The organism is Vibrio sp. THAF190c (assembly GCF_009363355.1).
GTDB lineage: Bacteria > Pseudomonadota > Gammaproteobacteria > Enterobacterales > Vibrionaceae > Vibrio > Vibrio fortis_A.
Genome location: NZ_CP045339.1, coordinates 1,085,510 through 1,098,407 on the forward strand (window position 1 = coordinate 1,085,510; position 12,898 = coordinate 1,098,407).

Genomic DNA, 12,898 nt, shown 5'->3' on the forward strand with positions numbered 1-12,898 from the left:
ATGTTGAGTGCTCTTGATAAATGCTAAGAATTACACTGCTGCTTCTTTTGTTACTGTAGCAGCGGCATCAGCGTTGTATTGTTCAGTGTTTAGCGAGCCATTCTTCTTCGCGGTTAGAACACCAGACAACATAGAGCCTGAGATATTAAGCGCAGTACGTGCCATATCGATTAGTGCTTCAATAGAAACCAGAATCGCGACGACCGTAATGTCTAGACCCATGATGGTAAGTACCGCCACAGCTGCGAACGTTGCACCGCCACCAACACCTGCGATACCGAATGAAGCAATCGCGATAACTGCAATCAACTGTAGGATGAAGCCTAGGTCAACTGGCATCCCCATCACTTGTGCTGCCATAATTGCAAGCATTGCTGGGTAGATACCTGCACAGCCGTTCTGACCGATACTGGTACCGAATGTCGCTGACATGTTTGCTGTTTCTTCGTCGACACCTAGGCGTTGAGTTTGAGTTTCAACGTTGAGTGGGATAGCCGCCATACTTGAACGAGAACCAAAGCCGAATACCAATACAGGCCAGATTTTCTTCATGAACTTAGCAGGAGATAGGCCGAACATTGATACCATCACGAAGTGGATAGCGAACATCACGCCAATTGCTACGTAACTTGCTAGTAGGAAGCGACCCATCTCTGCCAGTGCAAACAAGTCGTTGGTCATCATGAACGTGGTCATCAGAGCGAATACACCGTAAGGCGTCAGCTTTAAGATTTCACGCACCATTGAAAGTACCACTTCTTTTGCAGAGTTGATGAAATCAACGAAGTTTTGCACTTTCTCAGGCTTACGATTTTTCACTTGCAGGATACAGTAGCCAAGGAACATACCGAACAGCACTGTCGATAGTGTTGACGTACGCTCTGATCCAGTCAGCATGTCGAAAATGTTGGTTGGGATGATAGACAACGCCATACCCGACAAACCGCTACTTGCCATAGCGTCTTGTGTTGCGACTAATGAGTTTCCACGTGCCTCAATAGCGCTGTTGGTGCCAATAGTGCTCACTAGCGCATTAGCATCGATACCAAATAGGTAAATGCTTGCGATACCTACTGCCGCTGAAATGGCACAAGTGAAAAGTAGAATACCGATGATTTTTGGTGCGATGCGTGACAGGGCACCACCACCTTCTACGTTCATGATCGAAGAGATCATCGCCACGAATACCAGTGGGATAACGATCATTTGTAGCAGTTTGATGTAGCCTTTACCGAACACTGAAATCAGTTCAGCAAAACCAGCCGTTGCTGCATTGCCGACACCAAACACCAGTTGAATCGCCCCACCGAATAACAAACCCGCTGCCAGTGCGCTTAATACGCGGAAGTTGAAACTTTTTTTCTGTTTCTTAAAGTTCGAAAGTAGTGCGTAGAACCCGAAGAACAGTATGCTTAATCCTAAAAATGAAACGCTCATGAGAATCTCCTATTGACCCCATTAAATTCGATTATTTTTTGTATGCGATGGCTTCAACTTCAACCAGGGCGTCTTTTGGTAATCTTGCTGCTTCAACACAAGAGCGAGCAGGTGCGTTCTCGGTGTCAAACACTTCGGTATACACCTCATTAAAAGCAACGAAGTTCTCCATATCTGACAAAAAACACGTCGTCTTCAATACTGTCTCGAGGCTGGCCCCACTTGCTTCTAGAACGGCTTTTAAGTTTTCTAGAGACTGACGAGCTTGTTCTTTAATGCCGCCCTCAACAAACTGCATGGTTTCAGGAACCAGTGGTAGTTGGCCTGAGGTGTAAACCATCTCTCCGTAAGCCGTTCCTTGAGAGTAAGGACCGATAGCTGCAGGTGCTTGTTCAGTGGTAATGATCTGTTTCACGATATAACTCCTAACTTATTAATTTTTATTCTGATTTAAATTCACGGATAAACTTGTAGACGGCCTGACGGCTTATCCCAAGTTGTTCGGATACTTGCGTGGTGGTTTCTTTTAATTCAAAGACACCGTTATCGAATAGGTTGCGAACAATGGCTTTGTTGTAGCCTTTTGTTGAGACGGTTTCGTCTTGATCGACTTCTTGAATCGCGGCGCTGAGAGCCTGTTGAATAACATCGTTGGCGTTGTTGCTGAATGTTTCGCTTACCAAGGTCTGAGGCGCGTTACACTGAGGCATCAAGGTCTTAACGATCTCTGGAAATGGGAATGACAAGTTCATGTTGATACAAAGCATGCCAATCGGCTTTTTATTTGGACCAGCTAGTATGCATGTCGTTGATTTTAGTAAAGAACCATCTGCTGCATTGGTGAAGTAGCTTCTTGGCGACACTTCTCCAGTTTTCTCGAATGTGCTCCACATACGTAAGCCTAAGTCAGTAATAGGCGAGCCGATTTCTCGGCCGGTATGGTGACCGTTGACGATCTTAACCACTGAATTTTCGAGGCTTTCAAAAGAGTGGATCACCACCTCGCAGTAAGGACCAATTAGGTCGGCGATTGTGTCCGCTAAGCGAAAGTAATTGCTCAAACACTCTCTATCTTCATCACTGAATCGAACTTGTTTTACACTCATCATTTCGGTTTACATTTTTGAACTCAATGACTGAAAGCTACTCCTTTAGTGGTAATTGGGCAATCCTGAGTAAACTTCTGTAAACCGAGAAAATGTGATGTAAATTCCAACAATATTTCCGTTATTAGTTGGCTTTGTGGGCGATATTTGAACAAGGTCACTAGAAAATGGAGATATGAGTTTAATTTCGTAAACCATATCAAAGTTTAATTATTTAAAACCAAAGATTGCGTTTTTGAAGGCTTTAATGATCTAGGACAACTTCTAATGAGCGCTGAAAAAACAGACCGATTTATTGAGTAAATGCATGATATAAATGCATTTATTATGCAAATAGAATGAGGGTTAATGTTAGGTGATCAAATTGAAGTTCAGAGCGTTTGGACTCTCAAAAAACGCTATTGATAGGGCAGGAATTTAGTCGTAGATATAAAAAAGCAGCCGAGGTGGCTGCTTTGTAATTGTGGAGAAGGTTAAGTGTATTATTCGGCTGCCAGCTTTAATTCAACTTGTTTAAGTGCGCGTTGAGATAGCAACCAAGCACAGGTTCCGGCAAACACATTACCGACCATGGCACCCCAGAACAGACCTTCAATTCCCGCTACTTGAGAGCCAATCCATAAACAAGGCAAGAAGAAAGCAAACAGACGCAGAGCTGAAATCGTCAGCGCGGTGTACGACTTACCTAGTGCGTTTGATACCGATACCATCAACATACAAATACCAAGAGGGCAAAGGCTGATTGGGACAATCATGAGGTGGTAGTTCAAGATTGTTGTTACATCACTATCGGTGGTCATTAACCCAGCTAATCCGTTTGAGAACAACCAAGTAACGAGTGCAATCACGACCTGAAAACCAAGCACAAAGCTAGCAGCTATCTTGATTAAGCTGCGAATGTCAGTCAGGTTCTTTTCACCTAGCATACGACCAACCATTGGTGGCATCGACATGGTTAGAGCCAGAACAGAAACGATAGAGAAAAACTCAAAGCGTGAGCCCAATGCCCAAGCCGCAACTGCAGCGGTACCGTAACTTGCTAGTAGTTTGGTTGCCAACATTGAGGATACTGGGGGTAGCAATTGGCTGATCATTGCAGGGCCCATAATATGACCAATAGAACGAACACTTTTGCCAATGTCCAAGTCTTGCCAATCGAAAGTGAGCCAGTGTTTCTTGGTTACCTTAGGTGCCACAATCAGAATACCCACGCCAAAGGCGATGATCGTTGAGATCGCCGCACCATTGATACCCAAGTCCAGAGTGAAAATGAAGATAGGATCGAGCACAAGGTTAATCAAACTGGTGGCAATCATCATAGTACCTGGAAGCATGGTATTGCCATTGGCACGACAGACGCTATAGAAGAAGTACAGCATTGCACCTGTCCACGAGCTGACGAGCCAGTAGATCCAGTAAGAATCAATGATTGGGAATACCGACTCTGGAGCGTCCAACAACTGCAAAATAGGACCGCGTATTAGGTAAATGATCACCGAAAATAGCGCGACACCCACACCGCCCATTGCAACAACCAGTCCCCCCAGTTGTTTTGCATAGCGTGTCTTTTTAGCACCAATTGCACGAGCTATCACGGCAGTGGTTGCGATCCCCAACCCGACTTGAATACCGATGATGATCATCTGTATTGGTAGCGTAAAGCCTTGAGCAGCAAGGGGCAAAACACCCAGTTGACCGATAAAAGCACTGTCTACAAGTTGGAAGCTCATTAGTGATAGTACGCCGAACAGCATCGGCCAGGTCATGGTAAAAAGTTGCCTGCTCAGGGAAGGAGAGGGTGTCGCAGTTGTTGAATTCATATCAGTCTTTGCATTATTGAGGGGACGGCTGTTCACCGTTCAATGTAGATTTGGCTAAAGGATAGCGTAATGTCTTGCGGATACCAATACGCGGTATTGTCTATTCTGTGTTGCGATAATTGCGTCGATACTGTGGTGCAGTGACATCTGCCCACTTTTTGAAGGCGCGATTGAAGTTACTTAGATCACTGTAGCCGACTTGCCAGCTGATCTCTTGTATTGATAAGTCGCTTTGCTCTAACAACTGTGTCGCTCTTTTATAACGCACTTTCTCTTTCTCATCTTTAAAAAGAATGTCACGGCTTTTTAGATTCCTTTGTAGGGTTCGTTTCGTCATACCGAGCATCTCAGCAAACCAATCTATGTTGAACCATGGCAGAGTGGCATAAGTGTTAATCAAAGTGATGACTGAATGATGCCAGTCGAACGATGCGCTTTTTTCCGCTATCGGTCGGTAATCTTCATTGAGTGGGATGACAATAGCTCCATACGGTTGTTGAAACTGTATGTTGGAGTAGTGAAAATGGTGAGGAAGTTTATCGGCATTTTGGCTAGATGAGACTAACTTCGCATGTGAAGGCTGCCAACGCTCTTCGATAAAAATTCGGCATAGGCTGATTATAGTGAGCGTTCTAAACCATTCAGCTTGTTCAAATCCCGCTGTTGAAGGGTGATAACAGCTGCGATGACATAGCCACCACAGCCCATCTTTGTGTTCAGTCCAAATGGTAATGTGGTTACTAAGGTTTTGAATCTCGACCACCAAACAACGTATCGCCTGCTCAAGAGAATCACATTGTTGAATCTTCTGATGTAAAGCAGGAGATAGTTGCTCAAGTGTCGCTTTAATGCCGACTTCAATACCAATGGCGTAACCAAATTTGCGCTCAAGTAGGTCGATAAAGCGGACTAGATCCTGAGTTGGCAGCCATTGATTGGATTTAGTCAATTCAAGAGACAAGCCGCACTCTGTTGCAATGCTGCGCCAATCAAGTGAGCGTCTATCACAATACTCAATGTAAGGAACAATATTACCAGCGGAGCTCAACAGAATGTTAGTAGTACTGGCAGTCGCCTTGTTCACGTTGGTCATAGCTCTTATCGATGAAGTGTCTTACTAAAGATAGCGTCGTCATATTCAAATGTCACCAAATGACCTAATTTGATTAGTGCTCTCTCCTTATACTCCTCTCAACCCAAAGAGGAGAAGCACATGAAACTTAAACCCCTTGCGCTAATTATTTCATCACTGGCCGTTTCATCATTAGCTACTGCATCAGACGTAGTGACTCAAAACCCAGTTGAGGCGGCGCTTCAAGTTGAAGGCGCTCAAGTGACACTGACCGTCAAAGACGCAGCGAATTCATTTACTCCAGAGTTTGTGGAATCAGCGCGTGAAAACTTCAACAACTTCCACTGGCAGATGGGTGGTGACCACAGCGTTTATTACAACATGCACATGGGGGAGTTTCTTCCGACTGCTCTAGCTGCGCCAAATGCGCACTACAAGCCATTGGTGAAGAACATCGATCCTCGTTTGACGAAGCTAACGGTCGAAACAACCGCCAAAGGTGAGCTGACGATGGAACAATACCTTGCTGATGAGCAGTTTAGAACTCAAGGTTTTATGCTGATTCATAAAGGCGAGATCGTGTATGAAGCATACCCAGGTATGAGCCCAACAGATACTCACGTATGGGCTTCAGCGGCCAAGACAACGGTTGGTGTCGTGGTTGCGATGCTGGTGGAAGAGGGCAAAGTCGACCCAGAGAAATCTATTACTCATTATGTGTCTGAGCTTAAAGGCACAAACTGGGATGGCATCACCGTACATCAAGTATTAAACATGTCAACGGCACTCGATAACGAAGAGACGCTAGCATCAATCCTTAACCCGGACTCCGATGTGGTGCGCTTCTTTGCGGCATCTTTCAACTCTCCTCGCGCAAAAACAGGCGAAATGGAAACATGGATGGAAGTGGCTCAAGGGGCACAAAAACTGGATGGCGAACAAGCAGGTGATCACTTCCGATATGCGTCAATCAATACCATGGTGCTGACGAAGCTTGTTGAGAACATCGAAAATAGAACTTGGACTGAAGTGTTTGAGGATCGCGTTTGGTCGAAGGTGAATGCTCGTCAACCAATGCAGTTCAATCTAACGCCTGACGGAATGGCAATCGCAGTTGGTTTGGTTTCAACAACGGTTGAAGACATGGCGCGTTGGGGCACCTTGTTCACACCAAGCTGGAAAGCCGTGGCGGAAGAGCCTGTGATTTCGCAAGCGGTGATTGATCGCATCCGTAACAGTGGCGATCCGAAAGCCTTTGTTGGTACGAGTAAAGAGACGAGCTCTCTACACGCTTTCCATGAAAAAGCCGACTACAACGCGTATCAATTCGACTTCATCTTCAATGATGGTGCAATGGCGAAAAGTGGCAACCTGGGTCAGTTCATCTACATCGACCCAGACCGTGACTTTGTTGGCGTGATGTTCTCGAACAATCCATACCACTCAGGTTTTGGTGAGAATAAAGGCCCTGCGTTAATGCGTTCTGCAGCGAAGCTGCTTGCTGACAAATAATTCATTTCAATGACATCACAGGGAGGTTTAGCTTCAAGGAAGAAGGCCATCAATTCGAGAATAGTATGAAAAAATTGGCTTTTTTGATCTCTGTAGGTTCAGTTTTGGCATTTTCCGCTCACGCCGATTCAGAGAGAGTTATTGACCCTGCAGACGTAACTAAGGTTTACACGCAATCTGCACTGATGTTAAGCGGTAGCTCGGATATTCAGTTCCAAGGTCAGATATCGGGTGGTTTAGAAAATGGTCAGCAGTTTGCGTTGCTGGCGGAAGCGACTTTTGTTGATGATAACGATACAACTCAAAGTGATCCGAACAAGTTTGGTTCTGACTACAGCAACTCGCGTATCCAATACTTTCATGTTTTTGAGCCCGGTATAGCAGCGACACCAAAGATTGGTATGTCACTGGACTACATCAACACCAGAACCAACATTAAAAACGATTTGCTTTCGCTGGGTGGTGTCGTTGCAATCAACCCTGCTTATACCCAAGGTTTCTTGGTGTTCCCAAGAGCTGGATTGATGACAGGAAGCATGGAGATAGATGGTGCAAGCGTCGGCAAAGATAACCTGACAGGCTACTCGTTAGGGTTGATCACCGCTAAACACCTTGGCGATTCCGGTGCGTATGTCTCTTTCGTACCAGAGTGGCAAGACCTATCAGGTGACGATATCAACATGCAAAACTTGTCGTTGAAGACGTCTTTGAATGTACCCATTAACAGTGCTCGCACATGGTGGTTGAATACTCGCTACGATTTAACCAAGGGTGATATCGACGTAAATGGTGTGAGTCTGGATAGTGATTGGCAATCTGAAGCGTGGGTTGGGGTTCGATACTATTTCTAGGGAACGGCTGAAAAACAAAAGCCAGTCGTAATGACTGGCTTTATTCATCTCTCGATTAGAGAAGGTTATGTGTTAGCAACATTACCTAACTTCAACCATGTATCGATAACCGTATCTGGGTTTAGAGATACAGAGCTGATGCCTTGCTCCATTAACCACTCTGCTAGGTCGTCATGGTCTGATGGGCCTTGGCCACAGATACCTACGTATTTGCCTGCTTTGGTTGCCGCATCGATTGCCATCTTCAGCATCGCTTTCACTGCTGGGTTACGCTCGTCAAATAGATGAGCAACATCACCAGAGTCACGGTCAAGGCCAAGCGTTAGCTGAGTCATGTCGTTAGAGCCGATAGAGAAGCCATCGAAGTACTTCAAGAACTCTTCAGCCAATACTGCGTTAGATGGCAGCTCACACATCATGATCACTTTCAGACCTTGGTCGCCACGACGTAGGTTGAATTTCGCTAGAAGATCGATAACCGATGCCGCTTCGCTCGGAGTACGTACGAAAGGAATCATGATTTCAACGTTCTTAAGACCCATCTCGTTGCGTACGCGTTTGATCGCTTGAGTTTCTAGCTCAAAGCAATCTTCGAATACTGGAGAGATGTAACGAGAAGCACCACGGAAGCCCAGCATTGGGTTCTCTTCATGCGGTTCGAACTCTTTACCACCGACTAGGTTGCTGTATTCGTTAGACTTAAAGTCAGACATACGTACGATCACACGTTTAGGCCAGAACGCAGAAGCGATAGTCGCGATGCCCTCTGTTAGCTTGCTTACGTAGAAATCGATAGGATCTTTGTAGCCACGGATACGCTCAGTGATTTCAGCTTTAAGCTCATCGCTCTGTGCATCAAAGTTAAGTAGCGCTTTCGGGTGAATACCGATCATCTTGTTGATGATGAACTCTAGACGAGCCAGACCAACACCTTCGTTCGGGATTTGAGCGAAGTCGAATGCACGGTCAGGGTTACCTACGTTCATCATCACTTTGGTTGGAAGCAGTGGTAGTTCGTCAACAGCAGAGCGCTTGATTTCGAAATCTAGTTCGCCTTGGTAAACGTAACCTGTTTCACCTTCTGCACACGAAACCGTCACTGTAGAACCATCTTCTAGGCGGCTTGTTGCGTCGCCACAACCAACAATCGCTGGGATGCCAAGTTCACGAGCGATGATCGCTGCGTGACAAGTACGACCGCCACGGTTGGTTACAATCGCAGAAGCCTTCTTCATCACTGGTTCCCAGTCTGGGTCGGTCATGTCAGTGACTAGAACGTCACCTTCTTGAACCAAAGACATTTGATCTAATGAATCAACCAGACGTACAGGGCCTGAGCCGATACGTTGACCGATAGCACGGCCTTCAACCGCTACGTCTGCTTTGTTGCTTAGTTCGTAACGCTCAATGACGTTTTGCTCGCTTTGAGAACATACGGTCTCTGGACGCGCTTGAACAATGTAAAGCTTGCCGTCGATGCCATCTTTCGCCCACTCAATATCCATTGGACGTTGGTAGTGTTTCTCGATGATCATCGCTTGTTTTGCTAGCTCTTTGATCTCTTCATCGTTCAGTGAGAACTCGTTACGCTCTTGAGTATCTGTGTCGATGATATCAACTTGCTTACCGATCTCTTGGTTAGTTGAGTAGATCATCTTAATCAGCTTAGAACCGAACGTTTTCTTAACGATAGGGTAATGACCCGCTTCAAGCATCGGCTTGTGAACGTAGAACTCATCTGGGTTCACCGCACCTTGAACAACCATTTCACCAAGACCCCAAGATGAAGTGATGAATACCACTTGATCGAAGCCTGATTCAGTATCAAGGGTAAACATTACACCTGAAGAGGCCTTGTCTGAACGAACCATACGTTGGATACCCGCAGAAAGCGAGATACCGCGGTGGTCAAAGCCTTGGTGTACACGGTAAGAGATAGCGCGGTCGTTAAACAGAGACGCGTATACGTGTTTCGTTGCTTCGAGAACAGCATCGATGCCTTTAACGTTTAGGAAGGTCTCTTGCTGACCAGCAAACGAAGCATCAGGAAGGTCTTCCGCCGTTGCCGATGAACGAACCGCTACAGACAATTCGTCATTGCCTTCGATTAGCTCACGGTAGTTATCGCGGATATCTTGCTCTAGGGATTCTGGGAAAGGGGCTTCAAGAACCCATTGGCGAATCGTTGCACCTGTCTTACGCAGCGCTTCAACGTCTTCAACATCAAGTTCATCAAGTAGTTGGTGAATGCGCTCATCAAGACCTTTGTAGTCTAGGAACTCGTTAAACGCATAAGAAGTGGTAGCAAAACCATTTGGTACAGAAACACCAGCATTGGATAGGTTAGAAACCATCTCGCCGAGTGAGGCGTTCTTACCGCCGACCTTGTCGACATCTTCCATGGATAGGCCATTGAACCATAGGGTATTATTTTGCATTTATTTCTCCAGAAACATAGCAAGTTTTGTAGGGATTTAAAGGCAAACGATTACGTCAGAATTGAAAAAAATGTTAAAAATTTTTCAAACCTGTGGGGAACGTAATAGTCAGCAGGCTTTTGTTATATATATTATGGTGTCCATCCTACTCAAAATAATTTTAAACATTAAATAAAAAATGCAAATTGATATTCAAAGTCGTGATGTATTCTATGTTTCTGATGGAACGGCCATAACATGTGAGACTTTAGGGCACGTTGTTCTAGGTCAATTTCCCTTCAAAGCTAACGAAAAAACCTTCCCGTTTGTGGAAAGCGAAGACAAACTGAGTGACCTACTCAAGGAGATCGAGATTTCCTACCAAGAGACGGGTTACGAACCACTGGTGTTTTTCTCGATTGTTATCCCAGATATCAAGAAAAAGCTGCTGGCAGCACCTGCGCACTGTTATGACGTGTTAGAGAGTATTGTGCAGAAGGTGCAAGACGACACCAAAATGGCACCCAAACCGAAGCTGCAGCGCTCGCGTAGCGTTAACAAGGATTCTGACAAGTACTTCGATCGTATTGCGGCGATCGAGTACACCTTAGCGCACGACGATGGAATTACGCTAAGGGGACTAGAAGAGGCTGATATTATTCTGCTTGGTGTATCTCGTAGTGGTAAGACCCCAACTAGCCTCTATATGGCAATGCAATTCGGATTGCGTGTGGCTAACTACCCATTCATCCATGACGACATTGCGAGACTGAGACTCCTGCCCGAGTTTGAGATCCACCGTCATAAGCTATTTGGTTTGACGATCGATGCAGAGCGTTTAACTGAGATTCGTGAAAATCGTCTAGCGGGAAGCGAATACGCCAGTGACTCGCAGTGTCTTTACGAGTTGCAAACGGTAGAAGGGCTTTTCCGTCGTGAAGCGATCCCATACATCAATACCTCTTCACTTTCGGTTGAGGAGATCTCAACACGCATTTTAGAGCGAACAGGATTGAGACGCCGACTGCTTTGATCTTTTGTTGATAAGACGATCTTGCCGTTTTGTTCGAGGCGGCAAGATCACCACTTGTCTAAACTTCTAACCACTTCTAACGTCATTCTTCTTCTTGAAGCGATCTCCCTGGCATAGAAAACCCACTTCTACTATTTGTTTTGCCCTCTCCTGTTAGAGGTTGTTCAAGACGGTGTCATTGCTGCGTAAATAAATACTCATTGTCTAAATAAAATAATTGAGTGGCGCAAAATGGTAAAAGATCGGGAATTATCTCCAATAGTCTAGCCGTAACCAATTTGATTGAGGTTATACCTAGATGAAAACCACCATATTAATTCTGTCTGCTCTATTAACAATGAGCCTGCCTGCTATGGCTAATTTACATGTGTGGGACCAAAAACAGTTTCAAGCATATTCCGATAAAACTGAAGTTAAGTTCACTTTAATAAATAAGTACAACAAAAAAGCGGACTATTACTTACGAATCGATAATAAGCCTTTTCCGAATAAATTGAGCTTAGGACCTAATCAAGACATCGAACTCAATATTAATGTGAAGACACCAGCTGGTCAGAAAACCAAGAAAAAAATATGTACGAGAATGGTCACTGATTCACCTAATAGCTATGAAGTGTGCACCAACATTAAATTCGAAAGGTATTGATGATGAGGCGAATTTTCTTATTGATTTTGACGTTATTTGTCCCCGCATTGGCGAGCGCTAACCCGATTCCGAGTGTCTCCAACCCATCGGGTACTGACCGTGTTCGAACTTCGGAAGGCGCGTCGTGTGAGCAAGCCATTTCGACCGGTAAAACCATTCAGTTTGGTACTTATGGTGCGACGGGCAATGAAGACAGTGACAACTATTACGGTGGTGATCCCAACAATTATTACCACCAAAACCAAGATGAAGCGGGTATCTATGCCGCCATCACCTTCCAATTTGGTGGAGAAGAGCGTGTGGATTGTTCTCGCTTATATGAATTTGAATTGAGAGAGAGGAAGAGAGAAGAAGAGTTAGCTCAAGCAGAACACGAGCTTAAATTACTGCAAATTGAAGCTGAGAAGTATCGTCTTCTCAAGATGAAACAAATGAATACAACCTTTTCGGAGTAAGTGATGAGTATGAGAAAACAGCTAATGTTCATGGCAACATGTGGTGTGTTGTCGGTGTCCACAGTATACGCTATGCCACCCGACCACGGAGATGATGAAGCCACTAGCGGCGATGTTACCTTTTCTGCCAAAGTGGAAAAGCAGTGCGGTATTGATGTAACGGCAGCCACGGCGGATCTTGCTTTTGGCGATAACTACCTCGATTCAACCGCGCAGGTAAAACTCATTAACAATGAGAAAGACGGCAAGATTGAGTTTAGAGTTGAGCCAATCAAAACAGAAGATCTCGGTGATCAAGTCACCAAGCATGATGTTCACTTCAAAGCAGAAAGTTCGGTGTCGGCTGATATGAGTGCCCCAGATTGGGAAGAGGGGATTGAATTTTCACGTGATGATCTTAGGTCGAATAATTTAGTTAATCTAGCCGCTCGAGTTTCCATAGATGAAAGTAACCTCGATGCTGATGACTATGAGTTGGTGACTAATTGGATCATTGAGTGTGATGATTAATCGTTAAAGCCCTCATCTGAGGGTTTTTTAGGTCTTGTT

General features: G+C 45.1%; 11 protein-coding genes. 5 read left to right on the forward strand and 6 right to left on the reverse strand.

Annotation, left to right across the window (positions count from 1 at the left end; translation table 11 throughout):
• Positions 1 to 30: 30 nt before the first annotated feature.
• The 5 genes from FIV04_RS19895 to FIV04_RS19915 form a co-directional block, all read right to left on the reverse strand.
• Entirely contained in the window at positions 31 to 1,437 is a 1,407-nt protein-coding gene (locus FIV04_RS19895; RefSeq protein ID WP_032550165.1) for a cation:dicarboxylase symporter family transporter, read from the reverse strand.
• A gap of 31 nt (positions 1,438 to 1,468) precedes the next feature.
• Complete coding sequence (locus FIV04_RS19900; RefSeq protein WP_152470235.1) at positions 1,469 to 1,852, reverse strand: RidA family protein; 384 nt, start codon at positions 1,850 to 1,852, stop codon at positions 1,469 to 1,471.
• A 25-nt stretch (positions 1,853 to 1,877) separates the two neighbouring features.
• A complete protein-coding gene (locus tag FIV04_RS19905) occupies positions 1,878 to 2,546 on the reverse strand; it encodes a transcriptional regulator (protein WP_152470236.1) in 669 nt (222 codons plus the stop codon).
• Between the two features lie 479 nt (positions 2,547 to 3,025).
• The gene (locus FIV04_RS19910) at positions 3,026 to 4,363 is read right to left on the reverse strand and encodes an MATE family efflux transporter (protein WP_152470237.1); all 1,338 of its coding nucleotides are present in this window, start codon (positions 4,361 to 4,363) and stop codon (positions 3,026 to 3,028) included.
• 100 nt (positions 4,364 to 4,463) lie between these two features.
• The gene (locus FIV04_RS19915) at positions 4,464 to 5,456 is read right to left on the reverse strand and encodes an AraC family transcriptional regulator (RefSeq protein WP_152470238.1); all 993 of its coding nucleotides are present in this window, start codon (positions 5,454 to 5,456) and stop codon (positions 4,464 to 4,466) included.
• A 120-nt stretch (positions 5,457 to 5,576) separates the two neighbouring features.
• Here FIV04_RS19915 and FIV04_RS19920 point away from each other — a divergent pair, with 120 nt between their 5' ends.
• Positions 5,577 to 6,947 (forward strand): serine hydrolase, encoded by a 1,371-nt coding sequence (locus FIV04_RS19920; RefSeq protein ID WP_152470239.1) that lies wholly within the window; start codon positions 5,577 to 5,579, stop codon positions 6,945 to 6,947.
• A 65-nt stretch (positions 6,948 to 7,012) separates the two neighbouring features.
• Positions 7,013 to 7,798: a hypothetical protein gene (locus FIV04_RS19925; RefSeq protein ID WP_152470240.1), complete on the forward strand. Its 786-nt coding sequence runs from the start codon at positions 7,013 to 7,015 to the stop codon at positions 7,796 to 7,798.
• Between the two features lie 65 nt (positions 7,799 to 7,863).
• Here FIV04_RS19925 and ppsA read toward each other — a convergent pair whose 3' ends face one another.
• The gene (gene ppsA / locus FIV04_RS19930) at positions 7,864 to 10,236 is read right to left on the reverse strand and encodes a phosphoenolpyruvate synthase (protein WP_152470241.1); all 2,373 of its coding nucleotides are present in this window, start codon (positions 10,234 to 10,236) and stop codon (positions 7,864 to 7,866) included.
• A gap of 178 nt (positions 10,237 to 10,414) precedes the next feature.
• Here ppsA and FIV04_RS19935 point away from each other — a divergent pair, with 178 nt between their 5' ends.
• The 3 genes from FIV04_RS19935 to FIV04_RS19950 all read left to right on the forward strand — a co-directional run bounded on the left by FIV04_RS19935 (position 10,415) and on the right by FIV04_RS19950 (position 12,859).
• Positions 10,415 to 11,248: a pyruvate, water dikinase regulatory protein gene (locus FIV04_RS19935; RefSeq protein ID WP_032550172.1), complete on the forward strand. Its 834-nt coding sequence runs from the start codon at positions 10,415 to 10,417 to the stop codon at positions 11,246 to 11,248.
• A gap of 645 nt (positions 11,249 to 11,893) precedes the next feature.
• Positions 11,894 to 12,349 carry a hypothetical protein gene (locus tag FIV04_RS19945; RefSeq protein WP_253895453.1) on the forward strand — a complete coding sequence of 152 codons (456 nt, stop codon included), beginning with the start codon at positions 11,894 to 11,896 and terminating at the stop codon, positions 12,347 to 12,349.
• Positions 12,350 to 12,358: 9 nt separating this feature from the next.
• Positions 12,359 to 12,859 carry a hypothetical protein gene (locus FIV04_RS19950; RefSeq protein WP_152470244.1) on the forward strand — a complete coding sequence of 167 codons (501 nt, stop codon included), beginning with the start codon at positions 12,359 to 12,361 and terminating at the stop codon, positions 12,857 to 12,859.
• Positions 12,860 to 12,898: the final 39 nt, after the last annotated feature.

Excerpts from the sequence above, each read along its gene's own strand:
- FIV04_RS19910 (WP_152470237.1), bottom strand. The coding sequence starts at position 4,363 with ATGAATTCAACAACTGCGACACCCTCTCCTTCCCTGAGCAGGCAACTT.
- FIV04_RS19905 (WP_152470236.1), bottom strand. The coding sequence starts at position 2,546 with ATGATGAGTGTAAAACAAGTTCGATTCAGTGATGAAGATAGAGAGTGT.
- FIV04_RS19945 (WP_253895453.1), top strand. The coding sequence starts at position 11,894 with ATGATGAGGCGAATTTTCTTATTGATTTTGACGTTATTTGTCCCCGCA.
- FIV04_RS19920 (WP_152470239.1), top strand. The coding sequence starts at position 5,577 with ATGAAACTTAAACCCCTTGCGCTAATTATTTCATCACTGGCCGTTTCA.
- FIV04_RS19950 (WP_152470244.1), top strand. The coding sequence starts at position 12,359 with ATGAGAAAACAGCTAATGTTCATGGCAACATGTGGTGTGTTGTCGGTG.
- FIV04_RS19895 (WP_032550165.1), bottom strand. The coding sequence starts at position 1,437 with ATGAGCGTTTCATTTTTAGGATTAAGCATACTGTTCTTCGGGTTCTAC.
- FIV04_RS19925 (WP_152470240.1), top strand. The coding sequence starts at position 7,013 with ATGAAAAAATTGGCTTTTTTGATCTCTGTAGGTTCAGTTTTGGCATTT.
- ppsA (WP_152470241.1), bottom strand. The coding sequence starts at position 10,236 with ATGCAAAATAATACCCTATGGTTCAATGGCCTATCCATGGAAGATGTC.
- FIV04_RS19915 (WP_152470238.1), bottom strand. The coding sequence starts at position 5,456 with ATGACCAACGTGAACAAGGCGACTGCCAGTACTACTAACATTCTGTTG.
- FIV04_RS19935 (WP_032550172.1), top strand. The coding sequence starts at position 10,415 with ATGCAAATTGATATTCAAAGTCGTGATGTATTCTATGTTTCTGATGGA.